Source organism: Streptomyces sp. AC1-42W, from assembly GCF_003248355.1.
Classification (GTDB): domain Bacteria; phylum Actinomycetota; class Actinomycetes; order Streptomycetales; family Streptomycetaceae; genus Streptomyces.
The window spans coordinates 660,197-680,365 of record NZ_QKWY01000002.1 but is presented as its reverse complement, the minus strand read 5'-3'; the positions used below and the strand labels follow the sequence as shown (position 1 = coordinate 680,365).

Annotated in this window: 18 protein-coding genes and 1 pseudogene; 5 read left to right on the top strand and 14 right to left on the bottom strand. The window is 71.8% G+C overall.

The window, feature by feature from the left end; genetic code table 11:
* Positions 1–2,187: an ATP-binding protein gene (locus DNK56_RS21000; protein ID WP_111337033.1), complete on the top strand. Its 2,187-nt coding sequence runs from the start codon at positions 1–3 to the stop codon at positions 2,185–2,187.
* Between the two features lie 19 nt (positions 2,188–2,206).
* On the opposite strand, the pseudogene tnpA reads toward DNK56_RS21000, so the two are convergent.
* A pseudogene (gene tnpA / locus DNK56_RS20995) lies at positions 2,207–2,560 on the bottom strand (IS200/IS605 family transposase); the annotation flags it as partial.
* Positions 2,561–2,584: 24 nt separating this feature from the next.
* Here tnpA and DNK56_RS20990 point away from each other — a divergent pair.
* Together DNK56_RS20990 and DNK56_RS20985 are read left to right on the top strand one after the other, a co-directional pair.
* Complete coding sequence (locus tag DNK56_RS20990; protein WP_111337032.1) at positions 2,585–3,742, top strand: RNA-guided endonuclease InsQ/TnpB family protein; 1,158 nt, start codon at positions 2,585–2,587, stop codon at positions 3,740–3,742.
* Positions 3,743–4,026: 284 nt separating this feature from the next.
* Complete coding sequence (locus DNK56_RS20985; protein WP_111337030.1) at positions 4,027–5,205, top strand: flavin-containing monooxygenase; 1,179 nt, start codon at positions 4,027–4,029, stop codon at positions 5,203–5,205.
* A gap of 3 nt (positions 5,206–5,208) precedes the next feature.
* Here the strand turns inward: DNK56_RS20985 and DNK56_RS20980 are convergent, their stop codons facing one another.
* The 11 genes from DNK56_RS20980 to DNK56_RS20930 all read right to left on the bottom strand — a co-directional run bounded on the left by DNK56_RS20980 (position 5,209) and on the right by DNK56_RS20930 (position 15,848).
* Positions 5,209–6,132 (bottom strand): hypothetical protein, encoded by a 924-nt coding sequence (locus DNK56_RS20980; RefSeq protein WP_111337028.1) that lies wholly within the window; start codon positions 6,130–6,132, stop codon positions 5,209–5,211.
* Between the two features lie 22 nt (positions 6,133–6,154).
* Positions 6,155–7,474 carry an MFS transporter gene (locus DNK56_RS20975; protein WP_446750409.1) on the bottom strand — a complete coding sequence of 440 codons (1,320 nt, stop codon included), beginning with the start codon at positions 7,472–7,474 and terminating at the stop codon, positions 6,155–6,157.
* Between the two features lie 161 nt (positions 7,475–7,635).
* On the bottom strand, positions 7,636–8,187 hold the full coding sequence (locus DNK56_RS20970) for an NUDIX domain-containing protein (RefSeq protein ID WP_158558494.1): 552 nt from the start codon (positions 8,185–8,187) through the stop codon (positions 7,636–7,638).
* Positions 8,184–9,131, bottom strand: coding sequence for a phosphotransferase family protein (locus tag DNK56_RS20965; protein WP_111337026.1), 948 nt, complete (start codon positions 9,129–9,131; stop codon positions 8,184–8,186). The genes DNK56_RS20970 and DNK56_RS20965 overlap by 4 nt, the downstream gene beginning before the upstream one ends.
* Complete coding sequence (locus DNK56_RS36495) at positions 9,128–9,886, bottom strand: class I SAM-dependent methyltransferase (protein ID WP_111337025.1); 759 nt, start codon at positions 9,884–9,886, stop codon at positions 9,128–9,130. Before DNK56_RS36495 ends, DNK56_RS20965 begins: the two co-directional genes overlap by 4 nt.
* A complete protein-coding gene (locus DNK56_RS20955) occupies positions 9,883–10,680 on the bottom strand; it encodes an inositol monophosphatase family protein (RefSeq protein WP_111337024.1) in 798 nt (265 codons plus the stop codon). The genes DNK56_RS36495 and DNK56_RS20955 overlap by 4 nt, the downstream gene beginning before the upstream one ends.
* On the bottom strand, positions 10,680–11,780 hold the full coding sequence (locus tag DNK56_RS20950; RefSeq protein WP_111337023.1) for a hypothetical protein: 1,101 nt from the start codon (positions 11,778–11,780) through the stop codon (positions 10,680–10,682). The genes DNK56_RS20955 and DNK56_RS20950 overlap by 1 nt, the downstream gene beginning before the upstream one ends.
* Entirely contained in the window at positions 11,773–12,957 is a 1,185-nt protein-coding gene (locus DNK56_RS20945) for a glycosyltransferase family 4 protein (RefSeq protein ID WP_111337022.1), read from the bottom strand. The genes DNK56_RS20950 and DNK56_RS20945 overlap by 8 nt, the downstream gene beginning before the upstream one ends.
* 30 nt (positions 12,958–12,987) lie before the next feature.
* Positions 12,988–13,755 carry an HAD family hydrolase gene (locus DNK56_RS36490; RefSeq protein WP_111337021.1) on the bottom strand — a complete coding sequence of 256 codons (768 nt, stop codon included), beginning with the start codon at positions 13,753–13,755 and terminating at the stop codon, positions 12,988–12,990.
* Positions 13,655–14,566, bottom strand: a complete 912-nt coding sequence (locus DNK56_RS20935) for an aminotransferase class IV (RefSeq protein WP_111337020.1) — start codon at positions 14,564–14,566, stop codon at positions 13,655–13,657. The genes DNK56_RS36490 and DNK56_RS20935 overlap by 101 nt, the downstream gene beginning before the upstream one ends.
* 55 nt (positions 14,567–14,621) lie before the next feature.
* A complete protein-coding gene (locus DNK56_RS20930) occupies positions 14,622–15,848 on the bottom strand; it encodes a Sir2 family NAD-dependent protein deacetylase (RefSeq protein ID WP_111337019.1) in 1,227 nt (408 codons plus the stop codon).
* A gap of 290 nt (positions 15,849–16,138) precedes the next feature.
* Between DNK56_RS20930 and DNK56_RS20925 the strand changes: the two genes are divergently transcribed.
* A complete protein-coding gene (locus DNK56_RS20925; protein ID WP_241990033.1) occupies positions 16,139–17,494 on the top strand; it encodes an XRE family transcriptional regulator in 1,356 nt (451 codons plus the stop codon).
* A gap of 65 nt (positions 17,495–17,559) precedes the next feature.
* Here the strand turns inward: DNK56_RS20925 and DNK56_RS20920 are convergent, their stop codons facing one another.
* On the bottom strand, positions 17,560–18,072 hold the full coding sequence (locus tag DNK56_RS20920; protein WP_111337018.1) for a DUF6879 family protein: 513 nt from the start codon (positions 18,070–18,072) through the stop codon (positions 17,560–17,562).
* A 246-nt stretch (positions 18,073–18,318) separates the two neighbouring features.
* On the opposite strand from DNK56_RS20920, the gene DNK56_RS20915 reads away from it, so the two are divergent.
* Entirely contained in the window at positions 18,319–18,756 is a 438-nt protein-coding gene (locus tag DNK56_RS20915; protein WP_241990032.1) for an HIT family protein, read from the top strand.
* A 55-nt stretch (positions 18,757–18,811) separates the two neighbouring features.
* Here DNK56_RS20915 and DNK56_RS20910 read toward each other — a convergent pair whose 3' ends face one another.
* The gene (locus DNK56_RS20910) at positions 18,812–20,077 is read right to left on the bottom strand and encodes an MFS transporter (protein WP_111337016.1); all 1,266 of its coding nucleotides are present in this window, start codon (positions 20,075–20,077) and stop codon (positions 18,812–18,814) included.
* Positions 20,078–20,169: the final 92 nt, after the last annotated feature.

Here is a 20,169-nt window from a genome sequence, read left to right as displayed (position 1 = left end):
GTGACCGCCGTACAGCAGACGCCCGCCGGGCTCGACGGGCCGGACGCGGCCGTCGCCGAACTCTGGGCGCGGCTCGGGGAGGTCGAGCGGCGGGTGCGGATCGCGGTCGCCCTGCGCCGCGAGGTCGATCCGGAGCCGGACGATCCGTTCCTGGGGCAGTACCTCACGCCCGCCGCCGCCGAACGGGTGCTGGACTCGCGCGACGCGTTCCGGCCCGTCCCCGGATACGGGCCGCAGGACCCGGGGCCGTCGCCGGAGGGTGGCCGAATCGGCGCGCTGGTGGCCCGGTTCGGTCTGGCCGGGCCCGACGTCGATCTCCTGCTGGTCGCCATGGCCCCGGACATCGACGCCCGGTTCGAGCGGCTGTACGGCTATCTCAACGACGACCTGACCCGGCGCCGGGCCACGATCGGCCTGGCCCTCGAACTGTGCGGCCTGCCCGGCGCGGGCCCCGGCCGGTTCCGGTTCTCGCCGTCCGCGCCGCTCGTCGCGGCCGGTCTGGTGGAGATCCTGGAGCCCGAACGCCCGCTGCTGTCGCGGGTGCTGCGCGTCCCGGACCGGGTCACCGCGCATCTGCTCGGCGACGACGAGGTGGACGCGCGGGCGCACGGCCTGGTGCGGGTGGCCGCGCCGCCGGACGGGCCGGACGGGCCCGGCGGCTGCCCGGTGACCCGGCGCGTCGCGGCGGCGGCCGGCACCGGCAGCGGTCTCGTGCACCTCCTGGACCGGGGCGGCGACCCGGCCCGCCTCGCCGCGGGCGCGCTCGCCGCGGCCGGGCTGCGCCCGCTCGTCGTGGACGCGGCCGCGCTGGCGGCGGCGTCCGAACCGGACCTGGCCGTGCGCGTCCTGGCGACCGAGGCGCGGCTGAGCGGCGCCGGGCTCGTCCTGGGCCCGCTGGAGACCCTCGCCCCGGAGCGGCCCAAGGGCGCCGCGCTGCTCGGCGCCCTGTGCGCGGCGGCCGGCGGCGGGGCGCCGCTGCTGCTGTACGGGAAGAAGAACTGGGACCCGCTGTGGGCGGCCGAGAGCCCGGTGACGATCCCGGTCGCCCCGGCGGACCCGGCCGACGCGATACGGCGCTGGCGCGGCGCACTCGCCGACGCGGGCGCGGGCATGGGCATGGGCGCGGGGGTGGGCGCGGGTGCCGACGACGGGACGGCTGTCGGCACCGGGTCCGCCGGCGACGACGCCGAACTGGTGGACGCCATCCGCGCGTACCGGCTGGACAGTGCGCAGATCCGCCGCGCCGCCACCGTGGCGTCCCGGCTGGCCGCCCTGGAGGGCCGCCCGGTCGCCGCGGGCGACCTGCGCACGGCCGTACGCGCGCAGAACGGGGCCGGGCTGGCCCGGCTCGCCCGCCGCATCGAGCCCGCGGTCGGCTGGGACGACCTGGTGCTGCCCCCGGCGACCCGCCGCCAGCTGTCCGACCTGGCGCTGCGCGCCCGCCACCGCGACCAGGTGCTGGGCCGGTGGCGGATGCGGCCGGGCGGCGGCCGGGGGCGCGGGATCGTCGCACTGTTCGCCGGGGAGTCCGGGACGGGCAAGACCATGTCGGCGGAGGTGATCGCGGCGGACCTGGGCATGGAGCTGTACGTCGTGGACCTGTCGTCCGTGGTGGACAAGTACGTCGGGGAGACCGAGAAGAACCTGGAGCGGATCTTCACGGAGGCGTCCGACGTCAACGCGGTGCTGCTGTTCGACGAGGCGGACGCCGTCTTCGGGAAGCGCTCGCAGGTCAAGGACGCGCAGGACCGGCACGCCAACGTGGAGTCGGCCTATCTGCTCCAGCGCATCGAGTCCTTCGACGGCATCGCCGTCCTCACGACGAACCTGCGGGCCAACCTGGACGAGGCGTTCACCCGCCGGCTGGACGTGGTCGCGGACTTCCCCGTGCCCAACGCCGAACAGCGGCTCGCCCTGTGGGAACGCTGCCTCGGTACGGAGATCCCCCGCGCCCCGGACCTGGACCTGCCGACGTGCGCGGAGCGGTTCGAGCTGACGGGCGGCTCGATCCGGGCGTGCGCGGTGACCGCCGCGTACCAGGCGGCGGACTCGGGCCGCCCGCTGGACACGGACCAGCTGGTCACCGCGGTGCTGGCGGAGTACCGCAAGCTCGGACGGCTGGTCCTGGACAGCGAGTTCGGCCCGTGGCTGCGGCGGACGCGGAACCCCGGCAGCGGCGGACGGTGAGGTTCAGAGGGGGCGGACGGTGAGGCGGGGACCAGAAGTGCTCGCCCCACAGATGCTTTCGGATGTGGTCGGCATACTCCTTGCGCAGGTAGTGCGCGGAGACGCCCTTGAGGGAGCCGACCAGGGCGGACAACCTGACCTGCGGCAGGTAGTGGATCAGCAGGTGCACGTGGTCGCGTTCCCCGTTGAACTCGCGCAGCTCGGCGTTCGCCTTGGCGCACACCTCCCGCATGATCTCTTCGCACCTGGCCAGGATCTCGTCGGTGAAGACACCGCGCCGGTACTTCGGGACGAAGACCAGATGCACGTGGAGGGTGTGGACAACACTACGACCCTTGCGGATGTCCGGGTCTGATTCCCATCTCGGTGACATAGACACGCTGCTACGGTGATCCGCGTGAAGGTCGTGGTGCAGGTCAGGCTCATACCGTCGCCGGAGGTGGCGTCGGCGCTTGAGGTGACCCTGCGCACGGCGAACGATGCGGCGAACTGGCTTTCCGGTGAGGCGCACCGGCGGGGCGAGACCTCGCGTAAGGCGTTGCAGGGCTTTGCCTACCGCGACTTGAAAGACCGGGGCCTGTCGGCTCAGCCCGCGCTGCACGTGCTGCGGAAGGTCGCCGATGCCTACAGTGCCCTGCGGGCGAACATCCGGGCGGGGAATCTCGGCAAGCCGGGGTCGAAGCGCCGGGCCGGGGCCGAATCGAAGCAGGTCGTCTTCCGGCCCGGTGCCGCGCAGCCGTACGACGACCGGTGTCTGTCCTGGCAGGTGGACGAGCAGACCGTGTCCATCTGGACCACGTCCGGGCGCGTGCGCGGGGTGCGGTTCGCCTGTTCCGGGCAGGCCCGCAAGCTCCTGGCCGAGCACCGCAAGGGTGAGTCCGATCTTGTCCACCGCGACGGCATGTGGTTCCTCATCGCCACGTGCGAGATTCCCGAGGCCGAGCGGTACGAGCCGACCGACTTCCTCGGTGTGGACCTCGGCATCGTCAACATCGCCACCACATCCGACGGGAAGATCCACGCCGGACGTGAGCTGAACCGCTACCGCAAGCGTCAGCTCGCCCTGCGGGCCAAGCTCCAGAAGAAAGGCACCAAGTCAGCCAAGCGGGTCCTCAAGCGGCAGTGCCGCAAGGAGCGGCGCAAGGCGACCGAGGCCAACCACATCATCGCCAAGCGCATCGTGACCGAGGCCGAACGCACCGGGCGCGGGATCGGCATGGAAGACCTTGCCGGTATCCGCCAACGGGTACGGCTGAGAAAGCCCCAACGGGTCGCGCTGCACTCCTGGGCCTTCGCCCAGCTCGGACAGTTTGTCGAGTACAAGGCGCGTCGCGCCGGGGTACCCGTGCTGTTCGTCGACCCCGCCCACACCTCCCGCATGTGCGCGGAGTGCGGGTACACGGACAAGCTGAACCGTGTCTCTCAGGGACGGTTCGCGTGCCGGTCGTGCGGATTCGTTGATCACGCCGACCGCAATGCCTCCCGCAACGTCCGCGCGCGAGCGCTGGAGTTGTGGCGAAGCGGGGCGGAGTCACACGCCCCCGCACCCTCATAGGGTGCTGGACGGAGGAGTCCACCCGGCAGCCAGTCGGGCTCTACCTCCAAGCCCGGCCCTTCAGAGCCGGGTAGTTGACCGGATGCGTCCCTCGCGGCCGTACGGATCAGGAGCTCCCAGCGTGCCACCGGCCGCGCCGGGCGGCGGGGTGACCCCTGCCACACGTACGTACCGCCCCGGTCCGGTCCGCACGTACCGCGCCCGCCGCCCGGCGTGACCAATTCGCAACCGATTCAGGTCTTGACCGATACCCATCAAGGAGTCACGCGATTACGCTCCGAAGCATGGCCGACAGCGCAACCCCCACCGACCTCACCGAGGACCGCCCCGTCTACGTCATCGGCGGCGGCCCCGGCGGACTGGCCACCGCCGCCGCCCTGCGCGCGCGGGGCGTCCGGGCCGTCGTGCTGGAGAAGTCCGGGGACGTCGGCGCGTCCTGGCGCAACCACTACGACCGGCTGCGCCTGCACACCACCCGGCGCTGGTCCGCGCTCCCCGGCCTCCCGATGCCCAGGAAGTTCGGCCGCTGGGTCGCCCGCGACAACGTGGTGCGCTACCTGGAGAAGTACGCCGAGCACCATGAGCTGGAGGTCGTGACCGGCGTCGAGGTCTCCCGCGTGGACCCGGCGGCGGACGGCAGCGGGTGGCGGCTGAGCGCGAGCGGCGGCCGTGAGCTGACCGGCCGGGCCGTCGTCGTGGCCACCGGGTTCAACCACACCCCGAAGCTGCCGGACTGGCCGGGCCGCGAGAAGTTCACCGGCGAGCTGCTGCACGCCGCGCAGTACCGCTCCCCCGCCCCGTACGCCGGGCGCGACGTGCTGGTCGTCGGCGTCGGCAACACGGGTGCGGAGATCGCCGTCGATCTGGTGGAGGGCGGGGCGGAGCGGGTACGGCTCGCGGTGCGCACCGCGCCGTTCGTCGTACGGCGCTCCACGCTGGGCTGGCCCTCGCAGGCCAACGGCATCCTGATACGCCGGATGCCCGCGTTCCTGGTGAACCGGGCCGGGCGTCTGATGGCCCGGGTCGCCACGCCCGACCTGTCGGCGTACGGCCTGCCCCGGCCGGACACGGCCCTGCACGCGCGGATCAGGCAGGGCGCGGTGCCGGTCCTGGACGTCGGCCTGGTGGACGCCGTGAAGCGCGGCCGGGTCGAACCGGTGGCGGCCGTCGAGTCGTTCGACGGGGACGCGGTGGTCCTGGCGGACGGCACGCGCGCCACCCCGGACGTCGTGATCGCGGCGACCGGCTATCTGCGGGGCCTCGAACCGCTGGTCGGCCACCTCGGGGTGCTGGACGAGCGGGGCCGCCCGCGGGTGCGCGGCACCCGCGCCCCGAAGCAGGCCCCCGGCCTCTACTTCACCGGCTTCACCAACCCGATCAGCGGCATGCTGCGCGAACTGGCCCGGGACGCGCGGAAGATCGCGAAGCGGATAGCCCGGCGCTCGGCCCGGTCCGGCCGCTGACCGTCAGCGGGTGAGGGTGTACCAGTGGGGGTCGTCGATGTCCCCGTACTCCTGAAGGAGCTTCAGGTGGCCCGGAGTACCGCCGATCGACCACGCGTCGGCGTTGAACGCACACTCCCCGACGGTCAGTTCCAGGCGCTGGTCCCAGGTGTTCGAGTCGCCGGGCTCGTACGTCCACCGGCCGGTTCCCGTGCAGCGGTAGCGGTCGGAGCCGGTGTCCGCGTGGTCCTCGTGGTCCTCGTACGCGGCGTCGTGGTCCGTCAGCCGTTCGGCGCGGGCGGTGCCGTCTGCGGACAGCCACAGCGTGCCGCCGTGTCCGTCGCGCCAGGTTCCGGCGAGCTGGGCGGCGGTCGCCTTCGGCGGGCTGTACTCGGTGACCAGCCCGGTCCCGTACGCGAGGGCGCCGACGCCGAAGACGGCCGTCGCGGCCGGCCCTCCGTACCCCAGGACGCGCAGAAGCCGGCCGCCGTGCAGTGCGGCGTCGCGCGCGCAGAGGGCGGCGCCGGTGAGCAGCGACTGGGCCGTCAGCCAGACCAGCGCCAGGTCGCCGGGGCCCGGACGCGGGGCGAGGCCGGCGGCGGCCGTGACCAGGACCGCGGGGAGCACGGCGACGGCGGGCACCCACCACCAGGCGTCCCGCCCGGCCGCCCGGTCGCCCACCCGGCGGGCCGCCCACACCACGGGCAGCACCACCAGCAGGCTCGCCAGCAACGCGAACGGCACCCCGAAGCAGGACAGGAACGGCAGGACGAGCAGCATCCCGCCGAACCCGTCCGGCGGCGCGGGCGTCTCGGCGGCAAGCTGGGCGAAGCCGGCCACCTCTGCGGCGAGGGCGGTTCCCACGAACAGCGCGGCGGCCCCGGCGACGATCGAGCGCCCCGACCAGACGGACGGCTCGCGCGCGTCCCCCGCGGTGTTCTTCGTCATGCGAGCCCCCTCGCACGCGTTCTCACTCGCGCGCGGCGGCGGCCTGCGGGCGGGGGTGGCGGATGACCAGGGCCATCAGCGCGGCGACCGCGCACAGCGCGCCGGCCGCGTACCAGACGACGTCGTACGTCCCGAAGACGTCCCGCGCCACGCCGCCCAGGAAGGCCACCAGCGCGGCGCCCACCTGGTGCGAGGCCAGCACCCAGCCGAAGACGACCGCGCTGTCCTCGCCGTACTGCTCCCGGCACAGGGCCAGGGTGGGCGGGACGGTGGCGACCCAGTCCAGGCCGTAGAAGACGATGAAGAAGACCATCGGGGGCTCGACGGTGGCCTGCATCAGGATCGGCAGGAACAGCAGCGAGACGCCGCGCAGCGCGTAGTAGACCGCCAGCAGCCGACGGGCGTCGAAGCGGTCGGTGAGCCAGCCGGAGAAGACCGTGCCGATGATGTCGAAGATCCCGATGACCGCGAGGAGCGAGGCCGCGACGGTGGCGGGCATGTGGTGGTCGTGCGCCGAGGGCACGAAGTGCGTACGGATGAGGCCGTTGGTGGAGGCGCCGCAGATCGCGAAGGACCCGGCCAGCAGCCAGAACGGTCCGCCGCGCGCCGCGTCGAACAGGACCCGTACGGCCCGGCCGGCCGCGCCGCGCGCGGGCGCGGGCTTCTCGACGTACTCCCCGCCGTACGGGGCGAGCCCCACGTCGGCCGGGTGGTCGCGCATCAGCAGCCACACGAACGGGACGACGACCAGGGCCGCGAGCGCCACGGTCACCGACGCGGGACGCCAGCCGTGCTCCTCCACGATCCACGCGCACAGCGGCAGGAAGACCAGCTGCCCGGAGGCCCCGGCGGCGGTCAGAATCCCGGTGACCAGGCCGCGCCGGGTGGTGAACCAGCGGTCGGTGACGGTCGCGGAGAACGCCAGCGCCATCGATCCGGTGCCGAGGCCGACCAGGACCCCCCAGTAGAGCATCAGCTGCCACGCGGCCGTCATCCACACGCTGGCCAGCGCCCCGGCCGCGATCGCGGTGAGCGCCACCGCGACGACCCGGCGGATACCGAACCGGTCCATCAGCGCGGCGGCGAACGGCGCGGTGAGCCCGTACAGCGCCATGTCGATGGAGACGGCGAACCCGATCTCCCCGCGCGACCAGCCGAAGTCGTCCTGGAGCGGGTCGAAGAGCAGGCCGGGCAGCGAGTTGAAGGCGGCGCCGCCGATGATCGTCACAAAGGTGACGGCGGCGACGATCCAGGCCCGGTGAATACGCCAACGGCTGGGCGCGTCCGGGGCGTTGGGCCGCCCGGTGGCGGCGGCGCGGGTGCTCTCGATCGTCGGATTCACTCCTTCAGCATCGGACCGCCCCCACTCCCTCACGAGTGGCCCAAGGGCCACCCTCCGCAAGATTCGGGCCACGCCACCCGCCCGCGTACGCGTACGACGCGCGACGCCGTACCGTCCACGTTCCGGGGGCCAGGCGCTCGGACAACTCCGTCTCTCGGCCGTCAGATGTAGTCGACGAACCCGCATTCGCCGTGCTCGATGTAGGCCGTCGTGCCGGAGCCGGCGGAAGCGGCGACCTGGCGGAGGCGGTCGAGGCTTCGGGGGTTGAGCACGTCGCTCCAGTCCTCCACCGGGCGGGCGTCCCATTCGCTGTGCTCGGCAGGGTCCAGACGAATCGCCGCGAGCTGCTCGGGGCTGAGTGGGCCGCCGTCGAAGACAAGGCCGAACTTGTTCGCGGGCCAGGTCGGTTCGGGCGGGAGGTAGTGAACGGCCAGCAGTCGGCCACACTGCAGCGTCAGGCCGGTCTCCTGTATGGTCTCGCGCATCGCAGCCTGGCGTGGGGTCTCATGCGGGTCCATCTGGCCGCCGGGGAACTGCCAGATCTGGCCCTTGTCGGGCTTGTAGACCGAGGAGTTGAGCAGCACCGGCCGACCGTGCTGGTCGGTGATGTAGAGGGAGGCGTACACGGTTGCCCGGGGGAGGGTGGCGATGAACTCTGCGGGCGGGAGCCAGTTGCCGGCCTCCGGATCGGGTTCGGGGAGGAAGCTGGTCATCGGTCCCTCCAGTCGGTGGGGGTGTTGAGCACGTTGGCGGCCCATTGGCAGTGGCCGGTGTCGCGGATGTGCTTGTCCTGCTCGGGGTAGAGGTCGCAGCTGAGCAGGGCGATCGTGTGCAGGTAGTCGGCGAGGTCGTCGCGCCGGTCGGCGGGGAGTTCTTGGGCGGCGGCGGCCAGCAGGCGGTTTCGAACCTCGACGCGGTCGTCGTCGTACATCCGGTAGTACGCGCAGGCTCCGGCGAGGTCGTAGAGCGGGTCTCCGAGCAGGGTGAAGGTGCCGAAGTCGATGATGCCGGAGATGTGGCCGTCTGCGACAAGGATGTTGTCCGGGTAGAGGTCGCCGTGGATGACGCCTTCGGGGCCGTCGTAGGGGCGGGCGAGTCGCGCGGTGAGCAGGTCGGTGGTTCTGTCGACGGCCGGGACGTCGTGACGCAGATGGGTGAGGACTTTCGGGAGCTTGTGCAGGAGGAGGCGGAGCAGGAAGGCGTTCCAGTCCTCGTTCCGGTGGGCCGGGTCGGGGGCGAGGAGCATGCGCCGATCGAGTGGGGTGCTCAGACGCAGGCCGGTGAAGTCGCGAACGGCGCCGAGGTAGGTGTGTTCGGTGGTCGGGTCGGTGAGGTCGAGGGCCTCGCCCATGGGGGTGCCGGGCAGGCGGGTCTCGGTGACGGCCAGCAGGGGGCCGTGCTGCTCGATGTTCTGGATATCGGGCAGGGCAAAGGGGACGCTGGTGCGGTCGAAGCGCCGGTAGAGGTCGGCGATGGTCCCCAGCGCACCGAGCTGGTCGGGATCGGCGTAGACCTTGAGGACTCGGTCGTGGCCGAGGGCGTAGACGCGGGCCTCGGTGCCGGCGGCGATCAGGTCGGCGGGGGTGAGTCCGCGGGCGGCGAGGAGCTGGTTCTCGGCGTCGGCGGTGATACTGCTGGCGTCTCGGCGGGTGATCACGGCGTGCTCCGGGTGATGGCGGTGACGACGGTGCGGTTCTCGGCCCGGACGGGGCCGCCGGTGAAGTCCCCGGCGAAGGAGACGGCGGCGAATCCGGCCTGGTGCAGGAGATCTTCGAGTTCGGGTCGGGAGTACATGCGGGTGCGGCAGGTTGCGGCCCAGCCGGGCCGGGTGTAAGTGACGTGGGCGTACTTGGCCTCCCAGTCGTACCAGGCGCTCTCGGTGACTCCGCCCTGCGTAACGGATTTGGTGCTGATGGGTTCCGTGCCGTGCCGGTTCTCGTGCTCGGCGCGCTCGCGGGTGGTCAGCTCCATGACGAGGTGGCCGCCGGGCTTGAGGGCGCCTGCCCAGGCGGTGAGGGCGGCGAGGTCGTCGGCGTCGGTGTCGAGGTAGCCGAAGCTGGTCCACAGGTTGAGGACGACATCGAACTTGCCGGGCGGCGGGTTGCGCATGTCGGCCTGGTGGAAGTCTGCGCCGGGGTGAAGAACGCGGGCGCGGGCGATCTGATGGGGCGACGCATCGACGCCGGTGACGTGGAGTCCGCGGACGGCAAGGGGGCCGGTGTGCCGGCCGAAGCCGCAGGGGATGTCGAGGACCCGAGTGCCCGGGGTCATGAACTCCTTCGCGCAGAGGACGTCGAGGTCGGCTTCGGTGCTGTCGTACTTGCCGAGGGCGCGGAAGGTCGCTTCGAAGCCGGGGTCGAAGAAGCGGTCGGCCCAGTCGTCGGGAGCGGCTACGAGGGCGGTGTCGTTCACAGCGTGGACTCCAAGGTGTTCAGCAGGAGGGAGTGCAGGTCTCGGGTGTCGGCGGCGACGAGGTAGCGAGCGGTGACGTCGGGGCCCTCGAAGCGGACCGGACGGCCGTGCTCGTCGGTGATGTGGCAGCCGGTGGCGGTGATCAGGTGGCACAGGGCGGCGATGTCCCACGCCCGGTGACCGCACATCTCGGCGACGGCTCCGGCGGCGGTGCCCCGGGCCACTTCGGTGAGGGCTCGGGTGGACTCGAAGGCGTCGACCAGCAGCGGGTGCCGGGCGGGCAGGCGCTCGCGCAGTGCGGCCGGCTCGAAGTAGCAGGCGTGGACGGGTGGCTGGTCGGGCGGTTGCGGGGCGGGCCGGAACGTCGCCTGGTCGCGGTCGGCGATGGCGAGGACGCCCGCGGCGGGGAAGGAGGCGATGGAGAACTCCGGCACCTGACCGCGCCAGGCGCTGACGAGGATGGCGAAGTCGGCGGAACCGTCGAGGTACTGACGGGTGCCGTCGAGGGGGTCGATGTACCAGGTCAGTGCGCGGTGATTGGGGTTGGCCTGGTGGGTGGCGGGGTCCTCCTCGGTGAGGATCACGCCGGTGGGGTCGAGGTGGGTGATCGCCTTGACGAGGATCTGTTCGGCGTCGGTGTCGGCGGCGGAGACGAGCGTGCCGTCCGCCTTGCGCCGTACGTTTTCCGGGCAGGCCATGCCGGTGCCGGGCCAGGTGCTCAGCAGGCGGGCGGCGGCCTGGTCCACGGCGGGGACGAGGCCGCGCGACCAGTACGGGGCCCCGCCCAGGAGCATCACCGGGGGCTTCCCGTCAGCGCGGCAGCGATGTGCTCGCCCCACGTGAGCCAGGAGAACGCGGGGTCGTAGGCGGCTGGTGCGCGCGGCCGGCGGTACTGGGTGCGCATCGCGTCGATCAGGTCGGCTCTCTCGCGTTCGCTCTGGCCGACGGTCAGGTGAATCTGTGCGGGGCGGCGTGGATGCATGCCCGGGATGTCGCTGAGGATCGTCGGGCGCCCGTGGGCGATCAGTGCGCTGGCCGGGCCGGAGGTCTCGCCCAACCAGGGTCCGCGCAGCTGAATGCCGCAGTCCGCGGCGAGCAACAGAGCGTCGAACTCGGCGTCAGTGAGGTATCCGGTGTGACGGACAGTGGGGTCGTCCGGGACGGTGAGGCCGTCACGGGCCTCACCGGCGAGCAGGAGCACGGCGTCGGCGGGGCGGTCGGTCCAGCTCCGCCAGGCGTCGAGGATCACGGGAATTCGCTTGTATGCGCCGAGGAATCCGAAGGTCGCGAAGATGAACGCCTGCTCGGGCAGGCCGTGGCGGGCCCTGGTGCCGGGCACGGGGGTGAGCGGGTGCACGGGGAAGGGCAGGTGGCGGATGTCGGCGGCCGGATGGCGGTCGGCGAGGTGCTCGGCCAGCAGCGGGGAGTGGACCAGGACGCGGGTGGCCGCTTCGATCGCCAGGTCCTCGATGTGGGCGTTGAGGCTGTATCGGTCGACGTGCGGGTGGTCGGCGAAGTACCGCTCCATGGCCGCCCGGGTGTCCAGGCGGGCGCCGACGGCGGTGGAGATCCGAGTCAGGACGGCCCGCTGCTCGGCGGCGGGCAGCAGGTCCCACGCCTCGTAGTAGTAGTCGAGGTTGTTGTACTCGTGGAGCAGGATCGTTCCGGGCCGGGCGGCCAGCGCGCGGAAGGCGCCGTGGTGGAGGGTGTTGTTGCCCAGGTGGTAGAGGACGTGGTCGAAGGCGGCCGGGTCGGTGCCGGGGTCGGCGATCCGGCGGGTGGTGAAGTGCGGGGCGAGGTGGGGCAGGGACTGGGTGATGTACCCGGCGACGCCGCTCTTGTCGCGCGGGGCTGGGCCCCAGACTCCGAGGGTGGGCAGCCGCTGCTCAGACATGGGCCGCTCCGACGAGGGGGCGGGCGGTGTTGATCGCCTCGCTGTATGCGGAGACGGTGTGGGCGACGCAGCGTGCCATGCCGAAGTTGTGGGTGGCGCGGTCGGCGGCGGCCCGGCCGGTGTGGGCCCGCAGGGTGGGGAAGGCGGCGAGTTCGTCCAGCGCGGTGGCGTAGGTGGCGGGGTCGGTGGTGTCGACGAGTCGGCCGGTGTCGGGGGTGACCACCTCGTCGAGGCCGTCGATGTCGCTGACGACGGCCGGGGCGCCGTGCTGCATGAACTCGATGACGGCGAGCCCGAGTCCTTCGGCGGTGCTGGGCTGGGTGACCAGGTCGGTGGCCTCGGCGAGCAGGTCGCGTACCTCGTCACTCCGGTCGGTCAGGAGGGTGACGTGGTCGCCGTGCCGGGCGGCGCGTTCGGCGGTGTACCGGAGGTAGGCGGCGTCGGAGCCGTTGGTGGAGCCGAACAGGACCACTCGGCAGTCGGCGCGGGTGGCCATCAGCTCGAAGGCGTCCAGGAGCCGGTGCTGGGCCTTGCGGGGGGTGTAGCGGCCGGTGAGGGCGATCAGCAGGCCGTCGGTGGGCACGCCCGCGGCCTGCGCGAGGAAGTGCCGGGCCACTCGGCGGTCGTGGACGCGCGGCCGGTGGCGTACGCCGAGGTGAACGGTGCGGATGCGCTCGGCGGGGTAGCCGAAGCCCTCGGCCTGCCGGGCGAAGGCACGACTGCCGGCGAGGACCAGCGTGGGCGTGCAGGTCCTGGCGACGAAGCGGGAGCGGGGCCACCCGCCCGGCTCCGTCTCGGGCCGGGTCTCATGGAAGGAAGCGACGACGGGCGCCGTCTGGGCGAGGCCGGACATGTGCGTCAGCAGCAACGCGGCCTGTGTGTGGGTGTGGACGACGTCCGGCGGTGCGTCGAGGAGCGGGGCGAAGTCGTCCAGGGCGGCGAACAGGCCGCGCTCCCACGGCACCGCGTTGGGGTCCGGCGGCTGGAGCAGCGCGCCGCCGCGCAGGACCCGCACTCCGTTTTCCAAGGTGGTGGCGGGCTGGTCCGGCGAGTCGCGGTTGGTGAGGACGGTCACCTCGTGGCCGGCTGCGGTGAGGTGTTCGGCGAGGGTGATGACGTGGGTCTCCATACCGCCGCGGCGCGGGCGGTAGGTGGTGCTGACCAGGCCGACATGCATGCTGTACCTCCTCCTTCTTGCGGAAGTTGCTCAGGCTGCGGGCAGGTGGTCCAGGAGCTGGGGCAGGGCGGTGATCACCGGGACGGGCAGTTCGCGGTACACCTGATGGCGGTCGTAGAGGACGGTGGAGGCGATGCCGGCCCGCAGCGCGCCGAAGATGTCGTTGATCAGGCCGTCCCCGACGAACAGGGCGTCTGCGGGCGCGCAGCCGAGCCGGCCGAGGGCGGAGGCGAAAATCCCGGGCTCCGGCTTCTCGACGCCGGTGAGGGTCGAGTCCGCGACCACGTCGAAGAAGTCGAGCAGGCCGAAGCGGGCGAGTTCCTCCGTGAGGGTGCCGTCCGAGTTGGAGACCGCCGCCACCGCCAGGCCCCGCCCGCAGATCTCGCGGAGTACCGCGACCGCGTCCGGGTCGAGGTCGCGGTACAGGTCGGTGCGGTCGGTGCAGCGCCGCCAGGCGCGGCGGCCGGTCTCCGCTCCGACACCCAGCAGCTCCCCCAGACCGCGCCGACCTTCTCCGGCCGGCTCAGTCCCTGCGGGAAATCGAGGTGGTGGGCCTCGGCGGCGGTGGCGAGCGCGGCTTCGGCGATCTTCGCGCCGACGCCGGGTGCGCCGACGGCGGCGAGTTCCTCGCTCATCACCTGTCCGCTGGGATGGATGAAGGTCATCCCGATGTCGAACAGCACGGCCTTCGGGGTCGTCACGCGAGCACCTCCAGGAAAGAGGCGTCGAGCGCGGGCCGGGTGCCGGTGCACATCGCCAGGTACTCCTCGCGCAGCGCGCTGCCGATCGGGTGGTCATCGTGGCGAGGGCGGTAGCCGTCGACCTGGCCGACGATGCGGACCTCGTCCAGGGTGCCGGTGACGAAGACCTCGTCGGCGCCGTGCAGGTCGCCGGGGGTCAGAGACTGCTCGGCGGCCGGGATACCGAGCCGCTCCGCCAGCGCCAGCACGGTGGCGCGGGTGATGCTGGGCAGGATGCCGTCCGTGAGCGGCGGCGTGCTGATCCGGCCGTGCCGTACGGCGAACACGGCGGCGCCGCCCGTCTCGGCGACGTTGCCGTGCTGGTTGAGCAGGATCGCCTCGTCCGCGCCCTTCTCCAGCGCCTCCAGGCGGGCCAGGCGGAATCCGGAGTACGCGGCGCCGGTCTTCGCGGCGGTCGGCAGCGCGTCGTCCGCGATCCGCTGCCGACTGCTGACGATGCACCGCATCGGCTCCACCGGCCGCGCTGGGGCGGGGAAGCAGGTGACGATCGTGCCGGTGGTCATCTCGGTGCGGTCCGCGGTGTAGCGGCCGGTGTCCACGTACACCGACGGACGCACGTACACGTCGCCCTGGGGGGCGAGCGCAGCCAGCAACTGCACGATGCCGTCGCGCAGTTCGGCGGCGAGGCCGGGGTGGGGGATATGCATCAGGGCGGCGGAGGTTTCCAAACGCTCCAGGTGGGCGTCCAGCCGGACGACGGCGAGGCGGCCGTCCGGCTGCCGGTAGCCGCGCAGGCCCTCGAAGACGTTCACCGCCCGCATCGCGGTCTCGGCGGTGACGTGGACCGTGGCTTCCTCCCACGGCCGCACCTTCCCGTTGCGCCAAATCAACTCGGGGACGTTACTCATCGTCCTTCTCTCTTCCGGTTCGAGCCGGCCACCCGGCACCGCGCGGGGAGGGGCGTCAGGCCGCGGCCGGCACCTTGACGTCCAGGTGGGCGGCGAGTTCGAGCAGCGCGGGGGTCGCCTCGCGGCGGCACATGAAGTCCTCGTCCCGCGCGCCCTCGACCAGGTACGGGCGGAACACCGACCCCTCCTCGAAGCCCTCACGGTCCAGGAAGAACACCTTCATGCCGCGCTCGCGGGCACGGGTCTGCACCCGGCGGCGGTCGGCGTGGCTGCCGATCACCAGCAGCGACTTTGCCCCCGGAAGGAGCGGGATGTCGGGGATCTGCTCGTGGTAGCGGCGGACGTAGTGCTCGTCCAACCCCGCCCGTGCCGTCAGACCGTCGAAGTTGTTGGTGATCACCGGCCCCACCAAGTGCCCGGAGTCCGCCAGGCCGCGCAGGGTCCGGTGCCCGATGGTCGGCTCCGCCTGGAGGCATGCCCGGGTCATCTCGGTCAGCTCCGGCATCTTCGACTCCGGCGCACCGAGGATCTCCGGCAGGAACGTGTCCTTTCCGGGCGACAGCACGAACCGGTGGTCGTCCATGTTCGTCACGCGGTAGACCTCGTGCAGCCGGTGCAGCGGCGGCACCCCGGCCTCCACCGACATGCCGCACCCCACCTCGACCTGGAACGGCAGGAAGTCAACCATCCGGGACAGGTCCGGGATCAGCGTCGGGTTACCCCGCTCCTCCTTGATCCGCATGCCGGCCGCCAACACCGTCCACGGCATGTCCTGGTCACGCAGCGCGGGCATGTGTCCGGCGGAGGTGATCGTCACGTCCAGGCTCTCGTACCCGGACGGAAGCGTGCGCCCGGCAAGCTCGTCCTGCGGGTGCACGCGGTTCGGCACCACCGTGCACTCCAGGCCCCCGCGCCGCCACCGGGCCCGAGCCCCCGGCTGCCACCCGCCGTCCGCGAGCGCCTTGCGCACCAGGTCGAAGTGGAACGCCAACTCCGCCGCCGGGTACGAGGCGCTGTGGAAGACGTACAGCTCGGGGACGGTCAGCACCGTCCCGCCGCCGGTCCGCTTGGTGTCGTAGCGGTAGCGGTAGCGGTAATGCAGGATGCGGCGGCGGCCGTCCTTTGGGCCGGTCCAGCCCGATTCCACCGCGTTGCGGGGGTCCTGGGTGCGCCGCCACAGCCCCTCTTCCTGGTCGCGGGGGCGGTCGCGCCGGCTGACGTAGCGCTCCCACCGCATTGCCAGAGTCGGCGAAAGTTCCAGTGCCTCGTACGGGAAGTGCATGGTGCTCTCCCTGCCCTTGATGTCCGCAGTATTGAATGCCGTGTGAACTCCCGTAATTCGCAGCACTCACGGTGCTGCGCCGAGGTCCCCTGGAGATCGATCACAGCCCACACGCCCGACACTTGAAAAGAGAAGGCGGCGGTGAAAGCGGTGGACCCGGTGCAGCACACGGACATCGTGTGCTGCACCACCTGGTGTAACTACACCCGAAGCCCGTGAGCGGCCCTGCCTGCGGAGCTCCCTCGGTGCTAACGTCCACTTGAGGGCAGCCCCGCAGCAAAGGGAGTCCGGTGAGCCACACACCACAACCCAGCCCGCTCCGTGAACTGCTGACCGGGCTCGGATGGAGTCCCGAACAACTCCTTGCTCGTGTCAACCAGCACCGTGCAAAGCGCGGCTCATTACCTCTTCACCGCAAGACCGGCTATCCGTGGATGCGTGGAGGGCGGCCCTCCGCCGAGGTGGGGGCCGATGTCCTCGCCGTGCTCTCGCAATACACCGGCCGTGCGCTGACGCCGGCTCTGCTGGGCTGGGACCGTCCCCGGCCGCGCCGCCACCGCCCGCTGGATCACCCCTACGACGCCACCGCCACCGAACTACTCCGCGACATCCAGGGAGAGGTCCCCATGCAGCGACGCTCCTTCATCCTGCTGTCGGGGGCTGTCGCCACCGCACCTGCCCTGGACCTGCTGATGAGCGGAGCACCACTACTGCGCGCGGCTCAGGACGGCGACCGTGTGTCTCCGCAGTTGACGACCACCGTCGAGCGCGCCGTACAGCAAGCTCGGGAACTCGACGACAGCGAAGGCAGTGCTTCCACCCTGCTCTGGGCCGGCGGGGTCTGGCAGAACCTCGGCAAGTTGACCACGGAGTGCCGCTATGGGGCCGCTGAAGGTTTGCGTCTGCATACCGCGTACATCGAAATGTCGGAGACCTACGGCTGGATGCTCTTCGACGCCGGCCATCACCCGCAGGCTCAACGCGTCTACCAGACCGGCCTGCGTCTTGCCCGTGAGGCTGCGGACGCCGCCGAAATTCACCGTGCCACCGTAAACCTCCTCGCCTCAGCCTCGTATCAGGAGTCCTGGCTCGGCCAATACCACGAAGCCTCAACGCTCCTGGATGTCGCGGAGAATCGTCGCCCCCAGGCGCTCACCCCGCGTCTGCGGGCCGTCGTGGAAATGCGCCGCATCGCCCTGGCAGGAAGGATGGGCGACACCGAGGCCCTGCACCGAGCCGATGGGCAGACCCGCGCCCACCTGGCCTCGGCTCGCGACGGCGCAGAGCCCTGGTGGACCTTGTGGCTCAACCCGTCGGCCGTCGACGCCCAAACCGGGAGGGCCCTGCTCGCCGCCCACCACCCCGAGCTCGCCGAGCCCTACCTCGGTGGCCGCACTGTCGACGACCCCGAGGGCTACCCTCGCGACAGAATGCTCTTCGCCAGTGAGCTGGCCAATGCCCGAGCCCAGACCGGCGACATCACCGGAGCCGTCGACGCAGCCCGCAAAGCCCTTGCGCTGGCAGGACAGGTCGGTTCCCACCGCGTTCATCACCACCTGACGCAGGTGACCGCCACGCTCCGCCACCAGCATGGATCTCACTCCGCCGTTCGGGACCTGCTCACAGACCTGCCCCACGCCGGGTGACGGTTCTTGATCCACCTGTTCCGACGAGCCCCGGGCCCGTTCCGTGCAACACCGGGCATCGATCGTCACCCGCTCACGTACTCCAGGAACGGAACCGATGCGGCGACGGCGGTTCGCTTCCACCGCCGGTACGGTTCCGGGTCGCCCTCGTACAGTTCCCGGCTGATCTGCGTGCCGTCCGGCCGGTAGTTCATCAGGACCACCGTGGACTCGTCGAACATCCAGAAGTCCTGGTCCGGCAGGGCGGGCTTCTCGCCGTCGGTCAGGTCGAGGATTCTGATGTCCTCACCCGCCCGGACGTGGTGCCGGTAGTAGTACTCGAACTCGAACCGGAGGTAATCCGAGAGCGGGCGGGTCACGATGTGCACCCGGCCGACGCTCTTTCCCTCCGACGTCCATTGCCGGACCTCGTCCATCCACGCCGAGGTGTAATCGTCCGGCGACTTCTCCCCCGCGAGAAACCGCGTCAGCTTCTCCGCTTCCTGGGGCATCGTGTAGACGGGCAGCGTCTCCAGCCGCCACGCCTCACGCTCCATCGAATCGAAGCAGTCGTTCCACGCGTCACCAGCCAAGTGCACGAAACGCCTCCCTGAGAACCGACTCGGGGATTTCCACGAGCCCCTCACTGTCGGCCCCGGTCGGGCCGGCTGTCCGACGACGCTAGAGGGGGGTGGGGCGCCGCGTCCATGCGGGGACGCGGGTATGCGCGTTGTCGCATGAACTGGCCGATGCCGGCCCGGGCCGGGCGTAACTCGTTTGCGTGGTTCGGCGCGTTTCCGGTTCCGTTGGAGCGGTGGGCAACTTGCGTGGGGAGGAGCCGGGTCGTGACAGGCGGGGGATGTGTCTTCTGCGGGATTGTGCGGGGGCAGGCCGAGGGGAGTCTGGTCCACGAGGACGAGTCGGTGGTGGCCTTCATGGACCTTCAGCCGGTGACCCCGGGCCATCTGCTCGTCGTCCCGAGGGCACACGCGGTGGGGTTGCAGGATCTGGAGGAGGAGGTCGGGGTCCGGATGTGGAGGGTGGCCCATCGGCTGGGGCGGGCGCTGCGTCGGTCGGGGCTGGAGTGTGACGGGGTCAATCTGTTCCTCGCCGATGGGGAGGCCGCCTTCCAGGAGGTCTTCCACGTCCATCTGCATGTCTTTCCCCGCTTCGCCGGCGATGGCTTCAGGATCGATGCCGACTGGCGGGAGCGGGACCGCCGGGAGCTCGACGAGGCCGCGGCCGCCGTGCGCGCGGGCCTCCGCGCTCTGGAGACGCCCTGACCCGGCTGATCCGCGACCGCTTCGCCGGCGGTCGCGGCGGGCTCCCGCGGCCCCGTCAGGGGATGCGTTCCAGGTTGCGGATGGGGCGGGATGCCAGGAGTACGGCCACCACCGCGAGGTTGATCACCGCGCCGGCTATCAGGACCTCCGCCGTGCCCAGTCGGTCGGCTGCCGGGCCGGCCAGGGCACGGCCCGCGGCGACCATGAGGAGGGAGCCGGCCACGTCGTAGGCGTGGAGGCGGTTGAGGGATTCGGGGGGGATGTGGGTCTGGACGGTGGTGGACCACATCACGAGCCAGAAGGCGGCGGACGCGCCGGCGACGATCTGGCCGACGGCCAGGGCCGGTACGGAGAGGCCAAGGCCCAGGACGACCAGGTTGACGCAGACGCCGGTGAGGGCGACGGCGCCCGCCGCGAGCGGGCGGCGGGGGCGCAGCCGCAGGGCGAGGAGGCCGCCGACGACGCTGCCGGCCCCGTTCACCGCCATCATCGCGCCGTACGTGCCGGAGCCGTGCGCCTCGGTGACCCGGACGGCGGTGAGCGGGAGCATCGGGCCGAGGACGGCGAAGCCGTAGACCGTCCAGACGGCGATCACGCCCCACAGCCAGCTGCGGGCGGTGAACTCCTTCCAGCCGCCGATCAGTTCGGCGGCGAAGGAGCCGCGCGGCGCGTCGTCCGAGGGGGCCGGGGCCAGCCGGAGCAGGAAGAGGCAGGCTCCGGAGACCAGGAAGGTGGAGGCGTTGGCCGCGTACACCGCGCCGGCGCTCGCCAGGCCGACGAGGATGCCGGCGAAGGCCGGGCCCGCCATGGTCATCAGCGCCTCGGAGACCCGCAGTACGGCGTTGGCGCGCTGCACGTCCGGCGCCACGCGCGGCACGGTGGAGGCGACGCCCGGCTGGAACAGCGCCGCCCCGACGCCGGCCACCGAGCTGAGCGCGTACACCGTCCACAGCGGCGGGTTGCCGGTGGAGAAGGAGACGGCGAGCACCGCGGCGCCGACCAGGCGCAGCGCGTCGGCGATGAGCATCATGCGGCGGGGTGTGAACCGGTCCGCGAGGACGCCGCCGAAGAGCACGAACAGGGCGAGTGGGCCCATCCAGCAGGCCAGCGCGTAGCCGACCGAGGAGGCGGGGCGGCCCGCGTCGAGCAGGCCGGCGGTGAGCGCCACGGGGATCATTCCGTCGCCGAAGACGGCGGCGGTCCGGGCGACGAAGAACAGCCGGAATCCACGGTTCCAGAGTTGCCGGCCCGGTTCTTCGACGTGCGGGAGCGAGGGTGGGCCGCCGGGGGCGGCCGGGGGGCCCGCGGCGGGAACGCACACGGGATCTGCTGACTTTTCCTTCACACCGAGGACATGTATCAGCTTATGGTCTATACCAGCTAGGGCCTTTTTGCTGGGCCGGGCCGGGCCGA

Coding starts and splice junctions, on each gene's coding strand:
- DNK56_RS20945 (WP_111337022.1), bottom strand. CDS start 12,957: ATGCATGTCGGCCTGGTCAGCACCACCTACCGCCCGCGCCGCGGCGGT.
- DNK56_RS36490 (WP_111337021.1), bottom strand. CDS start 13,755: ATGACCACCCGATCGGCAGCGCGCTGCGCGAGGAGTACCTGGCGATGT.
- DNK56_RS20930 (WP_111337019.1), bottom strand. CDS start 15,848: ATGCACTTCCCGTACGAGGCACTGGAACTTTCGCCGACTCTGGCAATG.
- DNK56_RS20950 (WP_111337023.1), bottom strand. CDS start 11,780: ATGTCTGAGCAGCGGCTGCCCACCCTCGGAGTCTGGGGCCCAGCCCCG.
- DNK56_RS20980 (WP_111337028.1), bottom strand. CDS start 6,132: ATGACGAAGAACACCGCGGGGGACGCGCGCGAGCCGTCCGTCTGGTCG.
- DNK56_RS20985 (WP_111337030.1), top strand. CDS start 4,027: ATGGCCGACAGCGCAACCCCCACCGACCTCACCGAGGACCGCCCCGTC.
- DNK56_RS20970 (WP_158558494.1), bottom strand. CDS start 8,187: ATGACCAGCTTCCTCCCCGAACCCGATCCGGAGGCCGGCAACTGGCTC.
- DNK56_RS20955 (WP_111337024.1), bottom strand. CDS start 10,680: ATGCTCCTGGGCGGGGCCCCGTACTGGTCGCGCGGCCTCGTCCCCGCC.
- DNK56_RS20935 (WP_111337020.1), bottom strand. CDS start 14,566: ATGAGTAACGTCCCCGAGTTGATTTGGCGCAACGGGAAGGTGCGGCCG.